15 protein-coding genes are annotated in these 14,288 nt (G+C 62.9%); 7 read left to right on the forward strand and 8 right to left on the reverse strand.

What is annotated here, in order from left to right:
- Positions 1-9 precede the first annotated feature (9 nt).
- The gene (locus RCO24_RS00295) at positions 10-1,437 is read right to left on the reverse strand and encodes an aldehyde dehydrogenase family protein (RefSeq protein ID WP_308959352.1); all 1,428 of its coding nucleotides are present in this window, start codon (positions 1,435-1,437) and stop codon (positions 10-12) included.
- Positions 1,438-1,701: 264 nt separating this feature from the next.
- On the opposite strand from RCO24_RS00295, the gene RCO24_RS00300 reads away from it, so the two are divergent.
- From RCO24_RS00300 to RCO24_RS00315, 4 genes are all read left to right on the forward strand, one after another.
- Entirely contained in the window at positions 1,702-2,505 is an 804-nt protein-coding gene (locus RCO24_RS00300; protein ID WP_308959353.1) for a hypothetical protein, read from the forward strand.
- A 108-nt stretch (positions 2,506-2,613) separates the two neighbouring features.
- Positions 2,614-2,850 carry a BolA family transcriptional regulator gene (locus RCO24_RS00305; RefSeq protein ID WP_308959354.1) on the forward strand — a complete coding sequence of 79 codons (237 nt, stop codon included), beginning with the start codon at positions 2,614-2,616 and terminating at the stop codon, positions 2,848-2,850.
- A 123-nt stretch (positions 2,851-2,973) separates the two neighbouring features.
- Complete coding sequence (gene grxD, locus RCO24_RS00310; RefSeq protein ID WP_308959355.1) at positions 2,974-3,315, forward strand: Grx4 family monothiol glutaredoxin; 342 nt, start codon at positions 2,974-2,976, stop codon at positions 3,313-3,315.
- 162 nt (positions 3,316-3,477) lie between these two features.
- A complete protein-coding gene (locus RCO24_RS00315) occupies positions 3,478-4,584 on the forward strand; it encodes a paraquat-inducible protein A (protein WP_308959356.1) in 1,107 nt (368 codons plus the stop codon).
- Position 4,585: 1 nt separating this feature from the next.
- Here RCO24_RS00315 and RCO24_RS00320 read toward each other — a convergent pair whose 3' ends face one another.
- The 3 genes from RCO24_RS00320 to RCO24_RS00330 form a co-directional block, all read right to left on the reverse strand.
- Complete coding sequence (locus tag RCO24_RS00320) at positions 4,586-5,896, reverse strand: dicarboxylate/amino acid:cation symporter (protein WP_308959357.1); 1,311 nt, start codon at positions 5,894-5,896, stop codon at positions 4,586-4,588.
- Positions 5,897-6,034: 138 nt separating this feature from the next.
- The gene (locus RCO24_RS00325) at positions 6,035-6,502 is read right to left on the reverse strand and encodes a hypothetical protein (protein ID WP_308959358.1); all 468 of its coding nucleotides are present in this window, start codon (positions 6,500-6,502) and stop codon (positions 6,035-6,037) included.
- Positions 6,503-6,631: 129 nt separating this feature from the next.
- Positions 6,632-7,390 carry a phosphatase PAP2 family protein gene (locus RCO24_RS00330; protein WP_308959359.1) on the reverse strand — a complete coding sequence of 253 codons (759 nt, stop codon included), beginning with the start codon at positions 7,388-7,390 and terminating at the stop codon, positions 6,632-6,634.
- 107 nt (positions 7,391-7,497) lie between these two features.
- Between RCO24_RS00330 and RCO24_RS00335 the strand changes: the two genes are divergently transcribed.
- Positions 7,498-8,487, forward strand: coding sequence for a diacylglycerol kinase family protein (locus tag RCO24_RS00335; protein ID WP_308959360.1), 990 nt, complete (start codon positions 7,498-7,500; stop codon positions 8,485-8,487).
- Here RCO24_RS00335 and RCO24_RS00340 read toward each other — a convergent pair.
- From RCO24_RS00340 to RCO24_RS00355, 4 genes are all read right to left on the reverse strand, one after another.
- Positions 8,484-8,987, reverse strand: a complete 504-nt coding sequence (locus tag RCO24_RS00340) for a flavin reductase family protein (RefSeq protein ID WP_308959361.1) — start codon at positions 8,985-8,987, stop codon at positions 8,484-8,486. The two genes, RCO24_RS00335 and RCO24_RS00340, sit on opposite strands and share 4 nt — an antisense overlap.
- Positions 8,988-9,172: 185 nt before the next feature.
- A complete protein-coding gene (gene rpsD, locus RCO24_RS00345) occupies positions 9,173-9,790 on the reverse strand; it encodes a 30S ribosomal protein S4 (protein WP_308959362.1) in 618 nt (205 codons plus the stop codon).
- Between the two features lie 291 nt (positions 9,791-10,081).
- Positions 10,082-10,696 (reverse strand): hypothetical protein, encoded by a 615-nt coding sequence (locus RCO24_RS00350; protein WP_308959363.1) that lies wholly within the window; start codon positions 10,694-10,696, stop codon positions 10,082-10,084.
- A 141-nt stretch (positions 10,697-10,837) separates the two neighbouring features.
- Positions 10,838-12,115 carry an RNA methyltransferase gene (locus RCO24_RS00355; protein WP_308959364.1) on the reverse strand — a complete coding sequence of 426 codons (1,278 nt, stop codon included), beginning with the start codon at positions 12,113-12,115 and terminating at the stop codon, positions 10,838-10,840.
- A gap of 150 nt (positions 12,116-12,265) precedes the next feature.
- Between RCO24_RS00355 and RCO24_RS00360 the strand changes: the two genes are divergently transcribed.
- Positions 12,266-13,486, forward strand: a complete 1,221-nt coding sequence (locus tag RCO24_RS00360) for an NADP-dependent isocitrate dehydrogenase (protein WP_308959365.1) — start codon at positions 12,266-12,268, stop codon at positions 13,484-13,486.
- Entirely contained in the window at positions 13,483-14,253 is a 771-nt protein-coding gene (locus RCO24_RS00365) for a DUF4241 domain-containing protein (RefSeq protein ID WP_308959366.1), read from the forward strand. Before RCO24_RS00360 ends, RCO24_RS00365 begins: the two co-directional genes overlap by 4 nt.
- Positions 14,254-14,288 lie beyond the last annotated feature (35 nt).

Here is a 14,288-nt window from a genome sequence, read left to right on the forward strand (position 1 = left end):
TTGGGTGGGTCACTCCCCCCAGCCGCCGATGGCCTTGACCTCGAGGTATTCCTCGAGGCCGAAGCGGCCCCACTCGCGGCCGTTGCCGGATTGCTTGAAGCCCCCGAACGGCGCACGGCGATCGTTCATCACGCCATTCAGATTGACGTTGCCCGCGCGAATGCGGCGCGCAACGCGACGCGCCCGCTCGATATCGGACGACGACACGTAACCCGCCAATCCATACGGCGTGTCGTTAGCGATGCGTACGGCGTCGTCCTCGTCCCTGTAGGGCACGATCGACAGCACGGGACCGAAGATCTCCTCACGCGCGATCGTCATCTCGGGCGTGACGTCCGCGAACACCGTCGGGCGCACGTAGAAGCCCTTTTTCAATCCCTCGGGGCGTCCGGTGCCGCCGGCCGCGAGCGTCGCGCCTTCGGCGATGCCGCTTTCGATCAGGCGCTGGATCTTGTCCCACTGCGTGCGATTCACGACCGGGCCAAGATCGATGCCTGCCGCGCGCGGATCGCCGACGCGCAGACTGTTTGCCACGGCGGCCGCGATCTCGGCCGCCTCGTTCATTCTATCCGCCGGCACCAGCATGCGCGTCGGCGCGTTGCAGGACTGGCCGGAGTTGTTGAAACAGTGGCGTACGCCGCCGCCAACTGCCTTCTCGAAGTCGGCGTCCGGCAGAATGATGTTCGCAGACTTGCCGCCGAGCTCCTGCGTCACGCGCTTGACGCTCGGCGCAGCGCGGATCGCCACGTCGATGCCGGCGCGGGTCGAGCCGGTGAACGAGATCATGTCGAGACCTGTGTGAGCGCTCATGGCCGCTCCGACGTCGGGCCCGAGACCGTTCACGAGGTTGAACACGCCGGCCGGCACGCCCGCCTCGTCCAACACCTCCGCCAGAATGAGCGCGCAAGTGGGTGTGAACTCCGACGGCTTCAGCACCATCGTGCAGCCGGCGGCGAGCGCAGGCGCCACCTTGCAGGCGATCTGATTGAGCGGCCAATTCCATGGCGTGATCATGCCGACGACGCCCACGGCCTCGCGAACTATCTGCGCATGCCCGATCCGTTCCTCGAAGGCATAGGCCTTCAGCGCTTCGAGGGTCGTCATCAGGTGGCTCAAGCCGGCGCCGGCGTGCGCCCGCTCGGCCAGCGTCAGCGGCGCGCCCATCTCGTCGGACACGGCGGCCCCGATGTCCTTCATGCGCTTCGAATAGAGGGCCATGATGCGTTCGAGGAGCGCGATGCGGTCCTCGCGCGACGTGGCTGCGAAGGCCGGCCAAGCGGCACGTGCAGCGGCAACCGCGCAGTCGACATCGGCGGCGCTGCCGATCGCGATTTCGTAGAGGGTTTCCTCCGTGGCAGGATTAACGACCGGGAAGGTTTTCGGCTGCTCCGGCGCAACCCACTTGCCCCCGATGTAGAATTTCGACCGATCGACCATCTCGCTGATCCAAATGCCTTAGTTGCCGGCGCACTCATGGCATGGCGCGCCGGGAGATGCCAGCCTTGGGGCGCGGGGCGGGTTTGCTCGCCTCGCATGCCGCAAACGCTCGAGGAGAGACACGATTAGAAATAGAAAAGTAACTTCGTTTTTGATTTTAATTTTCTCATTCTTTTCTAGTTTCGCCGCGAAAACTTCCCTGGATAGATAAAAGTTTAAGTAGATTGGCTCATGCTGGCTCTCAGGTTTTTGGGAGTTTCAGTCATGCGTACCGCAACCGCCTGCGGGCTGCTCGTCGCAGCTCTCGTTCCACTGTCTTTGGATCACTATCCGAGCCCCGCGCCTGAGGCGCGTATCTCGATGCCAACGCTCGGAAGCGAGGTTCAGTCCTCGATTCTGACCGCGCTCTTCACGGCCCGGCGCAACGCCGAGATCAGCAGATCTCTCGCCAAGGTCGCGATCGTGCGCGAAAAGGAGTTCATCGCCGCGCGCAATCGCGAAATCACCCGTTCGATGGCTGCCAGCGCGCTCGCTCGGCCCGCCTTGTACGCGGCAGCGCGTGCCGACCAGATCGAAGCCTGGCGGAAACCCGCCGCCCGCGTCCAGACCGCCATGTTCGCCGCCGCTCGCAACGCCGAGATCCGCATGGCCATGGCGCGGCATGAGCGCGTTCGCCCCATGCTGTTTGCCGAAGCGCGCAATCGCGAAATCGAGATGTCGGCGCACAAGGTTGAAACGACGCGGCTCGCGGCTTTCGCTGCCCAGCGCAACCAGGAGATCGCTTCGTCGATCGAAGCGACCGAGCGCAACCGCCTCGCGATGTTCGCCGAAGCCCGCAACCGTGAGAGCGACGTGAGCCACGCGCTCGTCGGCCAGCATCGCGCACTGGCGTTTGCCGCCGCCCGCAATGCCGAAATCGAGCTCTCGCTGGCCCGTGTGAAGGGAGAATCCAATTTCGCCGCCCTCGGCCGTATCGCACCGCACATCTTCGCGGCCGGCCAGATGGAGGGCAGCCGGATCGAAACCGGCAGTATCAACCGCTGGCCCGCCCCCACCATCGGCCGCTGATCGCAAAACTGCCCGCACAAGCCTTTTCCTTCGTTTTCTCCCCCTGTAGACTGCATCAAGGCCGCCTTGCCCGGGCGGCCTTGATCGTTTCAGGAGAACACGCCCCCAATGCCCATGGACCCGACCGAGATCGAACGGCTGATCAAGGCAAAACTTCCGGACGCGACCGTCGTGATCCAGGATCTTGCCGGCGACGGCGATCATTACGCCGCCAAGGTGGAAAGCCGGGCGTTCAAGGGCAAATCCCGGGTGCAGCAGCATCAGATGGTCTACGACGCGCTCGGCGGGCGCATGGGCGGGGTGCTGCACGCGCTGGCCCTGACGACCACCTCCCCCCCGGATTGACGGCCTTTTTCGGCCTCATCCAGGCTCGCTTCCGGGCCGCATTGACAAGCGCCCGCGACACGCCACATCTACCCAGCGATATTCACCGGCGCGAGGCCGGGTGTTCAGAACAAGGTTTGCACCATGAGCGAAGCGGCCGCCCACGAGGCGATCAAAAAGACCATCGAAAGCAACGACGTCGTTCTTTTCATGAAGGGGACGGCGAAGTTCCCGCAGTGCGGATTCTCGGCCCAGGTTGCACAGATCCTCAACCACCTCGGCGTTCCCTACAAGGACGTCAACGTGCTCGAGGACCAGGGCCTGCGTGAAGGCATCAAGAGCTTCACCAACTGGCCGACGATCCCGCAGCTCTACGTGAAGGGCGAGTTCATCGGCGGTTGCGACATCGTCCGCGAGATGTTCCAGGCCGGCGAGTTGCATGACCTGATCCATCAGAAGGGCATCGCCCACACCAATCACGGCTAAGGCGCGACGCAGCGAAGCGCTGCGCGCCGCCGCTCTGATCACCGGGGACCCCTGCTCCCCGCCAAATTTTTGCCGTGCGCGAGCCCTCCTGATAGGCTCGCGTGAGTTGTCGGGCAAAGCGGAGCGGACGGGCGAATGCGGTTGGGTGGCCGGCGATTTTTGTTGAGCCTCGCCATCATCGGGGCGGCCGTGTGCCTCGCCCTCGGCATATCGCTGCCGATCATCCGCCTCACCAAATACGTGTTCTGGACGACGGAGCACTCGCTGCTCTCGACCGTCGAGGTTCTGATCTCGGACGGGCAGACCTTCCTTGGCGGCACGGTGCTGGTGTTCTCGATCGTGCTGCCGATCCTGAAGCTTCTTTACCTGCTGCTGGTCTCGACGCTTCCGGCGGCCGAGATCACGCGCCAGCACAGCCGCCTCAAGGCGCTCGAGTGGCTCGGCAAGTGGTCGATGCACGACGTGCTGGTGCTGGCGCTCACCATTTTCTTCATCAAGGCGCAGGGCTTCTACGACGCCGCGAGCCTTTCCGGCGTCTACTTCTTCACCGCGGCCGTCGTGCTGATGATCCTCTCCTACGCGTGGCTGCGCACCGAAGGACTTGCGGCGCGTACGCCCCAGGAGCCCACGACACAGACGGTGCTTTCGCGGCAAATCTCGCCATTCCGCAACTTCGTCTTGAGCTTCCTGATCATCCTGGCGACGGTGTTTTTCGCGCTCGGCATCATCCTGCCGGTGATCCGCTTCACCACCGTCTACGTCTGGACCAACGAGCACTCGATCGCGACCATCATCTGGGCGCTGTTCGAGAACGAGGAGTACTTCCTTACCGTCGTGCTGTTCCTGTTCTCGATCTTTTTCCCGTTCCTGAAGCTGTTCTACCTGCTGACGCTCGTTACCTCCCCCGATATCCCGCCGGAGTTCCGCAAGAAGTCCATCTCGACGATGGAATGGCTCGGCCGCTATTCGATGACCGACGTCATGGTGCTGGCGCTGATGATCTTCTACGTGAACTCGTCCGGCTATACCGAAGCGACGGTGCAGCCGGGCGTGTATTTCTTCGCGGCGTCGGCAATCATCACGATGCTGGCCTACGGGTGGGCGAACACCGTACCGGCAGCGCGGCGCGTAACCGTTCCCACGACCGAAGCGGACGGGCCGCCGCCGGCCGCCTTCTCCTCCCCTGCGCCGCGCCCGGCGCAGAGCGACGACGGCTCGCACATCGTCACGCTGCCGACCAACCCCGGACGGCGCCACAAGCCCGCATGACCTAGGCCGGTACGGGCAACGGCCGGCCGTCGAGCTCGGCGTGCATGCGCTCTTCGTCGAGAGCGCCCTCCATCTTCGAGACGACGACAGTCGCCACGCCGTTGCCGATCAGGTTGGTCAACGCGCGCGCTTCCGACATGAAGCGGTCGATGCCGAGGATGATGGCCATGGCGTTGACGTCGATGGTGTGGGTTGCGGCCAACGTTGCCGCCAGCACGACGAAGCCCGAGCCGGTGACGCCGGCCGCTCCCTTCGAGGTCAGCAGCAGAATGCCGAGGATGCCAAGCTGCTGCGCCAACGTCAGATCCACGTTGGTGGCCTGGGCGAGGAACAGTGCCGCCATCGTCAGATAGATGCAGGTGCCGTCGAGGTTGAACGAATAGCCGGTCGGGATGACGAGCCCGACGACGCTCTCCTCGCAGCCGAGCCGCTTCATGCGCGTAATCATGCGGGGCAGAACCGACTCCGAGGACGAGGTGCCCAACACAATCAGAAGCTCTTCCTTGATGTAGCGGATGAACTTGAAAATGCTGAAACCGGTGAACCAGGCGATCGGCCCCAGCACGAAGAAAATGAACAATAGGCACGTCAGATAGAAGCTGCCCATGAGGGCCGCCAGCGAGGCGAGCGTACCGACGCCATACTTTCCGATGGTGAAGGCCATGGCACCGAAGGCACCGATTGGAGCCGCCTTCATGATGATGCCGACGATGCCGAAGAAGACATGCGAGGCCTGATCGATAAGATCGAGCACCAGCTTGCCGCGCTGCCCCATCGCCTGCAGCGCGAACGCGAACAGGATCGCGAACAGCAGCACCTGCAGGATGTTGCCGTCGACGAAGGCGCTGACGACGGTTTTGGGGATGATGTCGAGCAGGAAGCCGACCGTGCTCTGGTGCTGGGCCTTGTCGACGTATTCGGCGACGGCCGATGCATCGATGGTCGAGAGATCGATGTTCATGCCGTCGCCCGGCCGCAGGATGTTGGCGACCAGAAGACCGATGATCAGCGCGAAGGTCGTGACGATCTCGAAATAGATCAGCGCCTTGATGCCGACGCTGCCGACCGTCTTGAGGTTCGACATCGACGCGATGCCGTGCACGACGGTGCAGAAGATGATCGGGCCGATGACCATCTTGATGAGCTTGATGAAGCCGTCACCCAACGGTTTCATCTGCTGGCCGAGTTCGGGGTAGAAGTGTCCGAGCAGTACGCCGACGGCGATGGCAGTCAAAACCTGGACATAGAGGTGGGCGTAAAAAGGCTTTCTTTCAGGCGCGCTTGGCACGCCCTCCGCCGTCTGAACCTGCATCCCCTGGCCGCTCCCTAAGTCCCTTGTTTTGGCGACTATAGATCACTTCATGGACCGGGCGGGAAGGGCGGAAACAACGCTAAAATCGAGAAAAACGCACCTGCACGGGCAATTCCATGCAGGTGCCGAGAAAGACGTTTAATGATCGGCGGCGAGACGGGTGTAGTATTTCCGTTCGTTTTGCCGTTTCTGGAACTCCTTCGAAGCGACCTGCTTGCGGGCCGTCTCCTTGCGGGCGACCTTGCGGCGCTCGATGGCTTTCGCTGCATATTTCCGCTTTGCAGCAGGCCGCTGAGCGTACTGCTTCTTCTTGGCGCCGCTCTTCATGGCGACCTTCTTCTGAGCGTTCTGCTGAGCGGCGTAGTACTTCTTCTGGACCGACTTCTTGATCTCTCCGGCATCGGCAAGCGCGCCGATGCAGCGGGCGGAAAGGCGGGAACCGACGTTCCTCATGCACTGGCGCACCCCGACGCTTCCGGGTGAATGCATGCTGCAGTGCGCGAAGTAATCGTCTTTGCAAGCGAGTTTGACGGCGAGGCTGACGGCGAACGCATTATTCACTGAGAACGCAAGCACAACGACGGCGGCGATGATCGTGGCTCTCATGGGGTGTCCTCCGTGGCACCCTAGTAATTCACCAGATTCTTATGTTTTTGGCTAAGCGTTTAGCTTGCCTCGCGCCGTGTTTCTTCCCGCGATGACTTGGGCGTCATGTAAATTACAGTGACCGCATCGTCAGCGGCGCGTGCCGCTCGGCTGCAGACGCAGCAGCAGATACCAGCACATCAGCACCCAGCTTCCCCCCACAGCCCAGCCGGCCAGCACGTCGGTCGGCCAATGCACCCCGAGATAAATCCGGCTGAGCCCGACCATGATCGCGATCAGCGCGCAAACCGAGATGATGAAGACCTTCACCGGATAGCTCGGCTCGACGCGCGCCAGCATCATGCCGAGCATCAGATAGACGATGGTGGCGTTCGCGGAATGGCCGGAGGGAAAGCTTTCTGTCGTGACGTATTGGCCGTGCGCGACGATATCCGGACGCGGGCGCGCATAGCCAAGCTTGAGCAGCCGGTTGATCAACGAGCCCACGGCAACCGCAACGACCAGGAATGCCGCCTTCTGCGGCCTTTGAGTCATGATCAGGTAAGCAGCCACGATGACGACCGAGAGCGTCAGCACGATCGTGCTGCCGAGCGCGGTGACGTCGCGAACCATCTCCTCGAACCACTGCGGACCAATCGGGTCGGCCAGATTGCCCGGCTCGCGCAAAGCCAGCAGCACCCATTCGTCGAAACGGCGGGTCTCACCCTCCATCACGGCGTCGGCAAACTGAGCGAAGCCGAATCCGGCAAGCCCAATCGCCGCGATCGCGAGGAGCGGCTTGAGCTCGAACCAGCGGGCAGCCGAGGATAAGCCCCTGATACCGCCAGACTGAGTTCCGCCAGCGTGGCTTTGGGTTCGGCCGTCTTTCTCATTCAAGTTCGCTGTCATCGTTCCCCTCAAACGGGCGCGTCTGGTCTTGATCCTGTTGTAGCGCGCAACCAAATCGGGGTGCACGGCATTTTCAATGTGACCATCCCTGCGCTGGAGCACTCAACTTGGCTTTCGATGCAATCGTTCCGACACCTTCCGGAGACGGTCCCACTCGCGACGTGGCCCGCATGACAGCTCGCGCGATCATCAATCTGCGGGCCGGGACAGCGCTCGGCCTTTCCGCGGATGAGATGCGCGCTGTGATCGCGGACGCCTTCGCACACCACGGCCACAGCATCTCGGTCGATTGCCTCCCGCCCGAGATGATCGAGGAGGCTATCGCGGAGGCAGCCCAGCAGGACATCGACGTTCTGATCGTCGGCGGTGGCGACGGCACACTGCGCACAGCCGCCCGCTATCTCATGGGCTCAAGTATCGCGCTCGGCATCTTGCCGCTCGGAACCATGAACCGGCTCGCCAAGGATCTCGAGATCCCACTCGACCTCCGTCGAGCCGCACACTTTCTGGCCACCGCCCAGCCGACAAAAATCGATGTCGCCAAGATCAATGACAGCATCTTCCTTTGCAACTCGCTGATGGGCACGACACTTCGCTATTCGGTGGGACGGGCACGGCTTCGCGGCAAGCCCGCGAGCGAACGCTTGCCGAAGTACTTCAGGTTGATCCGGGACATTCTTTCCAGCCGGCAAAAGATCTCCATCGTCGTCGACAACGGCACCGAGCTGCTTCGGCTGCGCGCGCTTTCCGTGGCGGTGACCAACAACGGGTACGACGAGAGCACAACATGGCTACGGCGATCGCAGCTCGATCGCGGGAAGCTCACGATGTACGTCTCGAAGCATCGGAACGGCTGGGGGCTGGCCAAGGCACTGTTACGCGCCCTTCTCGGACGTTGGGACGGCGATCCGCAGATGGACAAGCTCACAGGAACTCGCTTCGTTATTCACTCGCCGCTCAAGCGCAAGCGGCTCGCCAACGACGGCGAGATCAGCAAGTTCGAGACTCCGCTCGTCTACGAGATCGTACCGCGCGCCCTCACCGTGCTCGCGACGGAACGTGCGGATCAACACGACGGCGAAAATCGCGCAAGCTAGGACGTCTCGAAGCTGTCGGGAAACAGCGCAGCGGCACCGTCCAGGGCGCCGGTGTCGCGATAGGCCAGAGGCTCGGCGCCGGGATCGAGCAACTTGCCATCGATCACTTTTCCCAGCACCAGCGCGTGATCGCCGGCCGGACGCTCATCCTCCAAGGTGCACTCGAACCAGGCAATGGCGTCACGCAGCAACGGCACGCCGGTATGGCCCGCCGTCCAGCTCTGCGACCGCAGTTTGTCGACTGTGGCCGACTGGCCGAAGTGGGCGGCCAGGTCCAGCCGATCCTTGCCCAGCACGTTGACGCTGAACGCGCGCTGCTCCTTCAGCAACCGATAGGACGAATGCCGTGTGTTGATGCTGAGGGCCAGCAGCAAAGGCGCGAACGACACCTGCATCACCCAGGCGGCCGTGAACGCGTTGCGTTGCTCACCTTCGCCCACACCGATCACGTAGACGCCGTGCGTCAGGCGTTGAAACAAGGCTGCGATGGTCGCGCTCATCGTTCTCTCTCCAGCCCTCGACGTCAGATCTCCAAGCCGCAACTCTAGCTGATACGGATCAGCTTATGGAGGGACGCATTTTTTTGCGAAGGGCGGGAGTCGTGAAATGAAAAAGGCCGGCTCGTGGGGAGCCGGCCTTTTCGAATTTCAATGCATGGGGCGGGGCCCCACACCAGCACGCGCGATTAGCGCGAGTAGAACTCGACCACGAGGTTCGGTTCCATGGTGACCGGATACGGCACATCCGAGAGAGCCGGAATGCGCGAGAGCTTCGCAGTCAGCTTGTTCTGGTCGACGTCGAGGTAATCCGGGATGTCGCGCTCGGCGCTCTTGATCGCTTCGAGAACGAGCGGAAGCTGACGCGACTTCTCCTTAACCTCGACGACGTCGCCGATACGGAGGCGATAGCTCGGAATCGTCACGCGGCGGCCGTTGACCGTAACGTGGCCGTGCGAAACGAACTGGCGGGCTGCGAACACGGTCGGCACGAACTTGGCGCGATAGACGAGCGCGTCGAGGCGGCGCTCGAGAAGGCCGATCAGATGCTCGGACGTCGAGCCCTTGAGGCGGCTTGCCTCAACGTAGAGGCGCGAGAACTGGCGCTCGGAAAGATTTGCGTAATAGCCCTTGAGCTTCTGCTTGGCGCGGAGCTGCTGGCCGAAGTCCGAAAGCTTGGACACGCGGCGCTCGCCGTGCTGGCCAGGACGGCTCTGGCGCTTGTTGAGCGGGCTCTTCGGGCGGCCCCAGATGTTCTCTGTTAGGCGACGGTCGATCTTGTGCTTGGCGCGAATGCGCTTCGTCATGGTAACGGCACTCCAAGAGTTGCTGTTCGAAGTTTTATTCGGGAAACCGACAGAACATCGGCTCCCGAGCCTGGAGCGCCCCCTCCTCTGCCCGCTCCCTTGCCGGAGGCGGACCGACAGGCAGACCCAATAGTCCGGGTGTGCCGCGGGTGCGCAAAATACAACGCGGGCCAAAACGGCCCGCGTCGTGGCGTTTCCATAGTCGAGGGCGCGGGCGGCGTCAATGGGCGGCGTTAACTCTGACGCCCGTTCACCAAAACCGCGGCCCCGCCTAGGCGGGACCTCGATCCCTTATTTCTTCTGGGCCGGCGGGGGGGCCGCCGATCCCGTCGGCTCCGGCGCAGCGCCCTTCTCGTTCGAAGCGAGCGCCGGTCCGGCCTTCACGTAGGCTGCGACCAGGTCCTTGACCTTCTGGCGCTGCTCGTCGGTGCAGGTCTGCTGCGGCTGCTGCTTTTCGTCGACGACGACATCCTTGTCGCCGTCCTTCTCGACCAGCTTGATCTTGCCCGAGAGCAACATCACCGTCGTGAGGTGAAGCTGGTTGATGTAGAGCGTCTGCTGATCGGTCCACTTCTTCTTGTCGACCTCGCGACGCATCAGCGAGCGGTGGTTCAGGGTCTGCTCCTCGGGGAGGTTGCAGACCTGGGCATGAGCCGAGATGCGCGCCACGCGCACGACTTCGCGCGCAACATCGAGCGGAACCATTGCCGCGTCGCGCTTCGACTTGTCGACGACGATGACGGTGCCGTCCTTCTTGCTGAACTGCTGCGGCGTGAGGGCCCAGGCGTAATCCATGATGATCTGCACGGACTTGTCGCTCAAGTCGCCCTCGCCGGCCGAAGCCGTCGTTGCAGCCAGCGCCGCCGCGCCCGCCAGAACGGCTCCGACAAATGCTCTTTTCGCCATGATCATTGTCCGCATCATCTGCCCCTGCTGCGATCCTGTTTTGTTATTCGCCATGAGGCAACGCCGGGTTCGCCCTCGGACATTGCTTATGCCGTGTTTGCGGGCATCGCTCTGCCCAAAAACTGGCAAGATCATGGCGGCCTACGAAGACGTCTTACGACTGTGCCCTTTGCCTTTGGACAGAGTGGCAACAATACCACGAAGGGAGCGCACTTCCTGCTCCGTTAATGCCATCCTCGTAAACATTGTCCTCAAATTTTGGACGACAGAAGGGCGCTTCTCCACCGGATTGAAGAATCCGTGGCGGTCCAGCTCGGATTCGAGGTGGCTAAAGAAGCCGAACAGCTCATTCTTCTCGGCCAGCCGGTCGGATCCGAGGTTCAGGCCTGTGGAAATCGGAGCCTCGTAGGTGGTGACCCGGCCCAGCGAACCGGTGCCACTCTCGCGAATCCAGGCGTAGCCTAGCAGCAGCACGGCTTGCGCCAAGTTCAACGACGCAAAGCGGGAATTGACCGGAATCATCACCAGGGCATCGCAGTTGGCGACTTCCGACGTCTCAAGTCCGTTGCGCTCGCGTCCGAACAGAATTCCGCAGCGCTCGCCGCGGGTTATTCGCTCGCGCAGGGCGGCAACGGCCTCCTCGGGCGTCAGCACCGGCTTTTTCAGCGGCCGTTGACGCGCCGTGGTGGCAATGACGTAGCTGAGATCTCCAAGCGAGGTCTCGAGCGTCGGATAGGCGGTGGCGTCGTCGATCACATAGTTAGCGCCAGAAGCCGCAATGCGGGCCTTCTCGTTCGGCCAGCCGTCGCGCGGGGCGACGAGCCGCAAATCGTCGAGGCCGAAGTTGGCCATGGCGCGCGCCACCATGCCGATGTTATCCGCCAGCTGGGGCTCGACCAGGATCACGGCCGGGGTTTCGCCGGGCAGTCCCACAGGCTCGCCCGAAATGTGCGCGCGGCGGATGCCGTGGCGCAGTTTGCGCATGACCCTGCGGGCCCAGAACCAATAGTTTTCGCCGGACCAGGTTTTTTCCAATGCGGCGAGTGCGGGCGTGTGCAGCGTCTCGGTGCCCTGGCCTAAGAGGCGTACGGCGCCGTCTCCGACCACAATTTCCCGATGCGCGGCGATGAAATCATCGAGGGTATTCAAGCCTTGGATTTCCGTGCGCCGCTTGCAGCCGGGGCAGGTGGATTCATCGGATTCGCAGCGCAGCTCGGCACAGTAGGTCAGCACGGTCTGGAGTGCTGACCTGTCGAAATCGGGCGCGCCGAGGGCTGCGAGCCCCTCGTCGATGGTCTTCTCGTGGCAGGCATGAACGACGGACGCCACGGGCAACCCGAGGCGCGCCACACAGGGCACGCGTTCGCCCGTTTCGGCGGCGATTTCGATGTCATTTAAGGGCGCGGCGGTGACTTGCATGGCTTGGCAATAGCACCCTGACACGCTCCCCGTCCCGCCAAAGTTAAGGGCAAGGTTTCACCCGACCCTGGACTTAGTGCCTGCTTGTTGCAGCGCACCCGGGCGGCTAAGGTCGGGCCAAATCCATCCCTCCCATCCGAAGGCGTTTCCATGCAGAAAATCAAGGTGACCGGCACTGTCGTCGAGCTCGACGGCGATGAGATGACACGCATCATCTGGAAGCTCATCAAGGACAAGCTGATCCACCCCTATCTGGATGTGAACCTCGAATACTACGACCTCGGCATCGAAAGCCGGGACAAGACCGCCGACCAGATCACGATCGACGCCGCCAATGCGATCAACAAGCACGGCGTCGGCGTCAAGTGCGCGACGATCACGCCCGACGAAGCGCGCGTCAAAGAGTTCAATCTCAAGGAGATGTGGAAGAGCCCCAACGGCACGATCCGCAACATCCTGGGTGGCGTCATCTTCCGCGAGCCCATCATCGCCAAGAACGTGCCGCGCCTCGTGCCAGGCTGGACACAGCCGATCGTGATCGGACGTCACGCGTTCGGCGACCAGTACAAGGCCACCGACTTCAAGTTCCCCGGCAAGGGCAAGCTCACGATCAAGTTCGAGGGCGAGGACGGCAAGGTCATCGAGAAGGAAGTGTTCAAGGCGCCGAGCGCCGGCGTCGCGCTGGCGATGTACAATCTCGACGACAGCATCCGCGAGTTCGCGCGCGCCTCGTTCAACTACGGCCTCGGCCGCGGCTTCCCGGTCTACCTCTCGACCAAGAACACCATCCTCAAGGCCTATGACGGACGCTTCAAGGATCTGTTCCAGGAGGTATTTGACGCCGAGTTCAAGGACGCGTTCGCGGCCAAGAAAATCGTCTACGAGCACCGCTTGATCGACGACATGGTGGCTTCCGCGCTCAAGTGGAGCGGCGGCTACGTCTGGGCGTGCAAGAACTACGACGGCGACGTGCAATCCGACACGGTTGCGCAGGGCTTCGGCTCGCTCGGCCTCATGACCAGCGTGCTGATGACGCCGGACGGCGCGACGGTGGAAGCCGAGGCCGCACATGGCACCGTGACGCGCCACTATCGCGAGCACCAGAAGGGCAAGGACACCTCCACCAACTCGATCGCCTCGATCTTCGCGTGGACGCGCGGCCTCGCGCACCGCGCTAAGCTCGACAACAACGAGGAGCTGGCGCGCTTCTCGAAGACGCTCGAGAAGGTATGCGTGGATACCGTCGAAGCCGGCTTCATGACCAAGGACCTCGCGCTGCTGGTCGGCCCCGATCAGAAGTGGCTGACCACAACCGGCTTCCTCGACAAGATCGACGCAAACCTCAAAGCCGCAATGGCGAAGGGCGCATGACGATCCGGCGCGCGCTCTCGGGGATCGCGGCCGCGTTTTTCGGCCTCCTCCCTTCGGCGCGCGCCTCGGCCTCGCCAGGGGATCCGCCGATCTTTTCGGCGGTCTTCGACCAAGCTTTCGTTCCCGGGTTTTCGTTGGAGACGCGAGATACGTTCCAGGGCGAGACGCGTATCGAGCGCGTGCCGTTCCGAATTGTGGAGGCGGGCGCGCTCAAACTCCCGAGCGGGCAAGTGTGCGCGACCGATCCCTTCATCGCCCTCGCCGAAGCCAAGCCTTTCACACAAGCCGTGCCTGCCGGCACGTTTCCCGTCCGCCTTGCGGTCGGTGATTTTCCGTCCGGCGGCATACGGGTCGCGTTCGCGCGCGTCGATTTCTCGGAAGCTCGCGTGGTTCGCTGGGCGATGGCCGTGGTCGAGGGGCAAGACATCGCGACGCTGAAAGCCGACGAAATCTTCGGCTACGGCGTCGACGCGGGCACGGGCTCGTTCTTCGACCCCGTGGCAAGCAAGGCTGCGGCCGAACTCCTCAAAGCCGACGAAGACGCCTGGGAGACCTGGCAGACCGATGGCGAAACCAACGGAGCCAAGGTCATCGGTCCCTACTCGTTCCTGCTCGACCTGCCGCTCGGCGACGCCAACGCGATCATGTTCCACAGCGGTTGGGGCGACGGGTTCTACGCGTCGTGGTTCGGGTTCGATGCCGACGGCCGCGTCGCGGCGCTGGTGACGGACTTCACGACCATCGATTGGGCGACGGCGAAGTGGTGAGATCCGCGCGCCTCAGCTGATCAGGTCGCGGCGGC

It is taken from the genome of Hyphomicrobium sp. LHD-15, from assembly GCF_031157355.1.
In the GTDB taxonomy this organism is placed as follows: domain Bacteria; phylum Pseudomonadota; class Alphaproteobacteria; order Rhizobiales; family Hyphomicrobiaceae; genus Hyphomicrobium_C.

What these genes read in the sequence shown, in the direction of transcription:
- RCO24_RS00295 (WP_308959352.1), bottom strand. Translation starts at nt 1,437, where the DNA reads ATGGTCGATCGGTCGAAATTCTACATCGGGGGCAAGTGGGTTGCGCCG.
- RCO24_RS00300 (WP_308959353.1), top strand. Translation starts at nt 1,702, where the DNA reads ATGCGTACCGCAACCGCCTGCGGGCTGCTCGTCGCAGCTCTCGTTCCA.
- RCO24_RS00305 (WP_308959354.1), top strand. Translation starts at nt 2,614, where the DNA reads ATGCCCATGGACCCGACCGAGATCGAACGGCTGATCAAGGCAAAACTT.
- grxD (WP_308959355.1), top strand. Translation starts at nt 2,974, where the DNA reads ATGAGCGAAGCGGCCGCCCACGAGGCGATCAAAAAGACCATCGAAAGC.
- RCO24_RS00320 (WP_308959357.1), bottom strand. Translation starts at nt 5,896, where the DNA reads ATGCAGGTTCAGACGGCGGAGGGCGTGCCAAGCGCGCCTGAAAGAAAG.
- RCO24_RS00325 (WP_308959358.1), bottom strand. Translation starts at nt 6,502, where the DNA reads ATGAGAGCCACGATCATCGCCGCCGTCGTTGTGCTTGCGTTCTCAGTG.
- RCO24_RS00330 (WP_308959359.1), bottom strand. Translation starts at nt 7,390, where the DNA reads ATGACAGCGAACTTGAATGAGAAAGACGGCCGAACCCAAAGCCACGCT.
- RCO24_RS00340 (WP_308959361.1), bottom strand. Translation starts at nt 8,987, where the DNA reads ATGAGCGCGACCATCGCAGCCTTGTTTCAACGCCTGACGCACGGCGTC.
- rpsD (WP_308959362.1), bottom strand. Translation starts at nt 9,790, where the DNA reads ATGACGAAGCGCATTCGCGCCAAGCACAAGATCGACCGTCGCCTAACA.
- RCO24_RS00350 (WP_308959363.1), bottom strand. Translation starts at nt 10,696, where the DNA reads ATGGCGAAAAGAGCATTTGTCGGAGCCGTTCTGGCGGGCGCGGCGGCG.
- RCO24_RS00355 (WP_308959364.1), bottom strand. Translation starts at nt 12,115, where the DNA reads ATGCAAGTCACCGCCGCGCCCTTAAATGACATCGAAATCGCCGCCGAA.
- RCO24_RS00360 (WP_308959365.1), top strand. Translation starts at nt 12,266, where the DNA reads ATGCAGAAAATCAAGGTGACCGGCACTGTCGTCGAGCTCGACGGCGAT.
- RCO24_RS00365 (WP_308959366.1), top strand. Translation starts at nt 13,483, where the DNA reads ATGACGATCCGGCGCGCGCTCTCGGGGATCGCGGCCGCGTTTTTCGGC.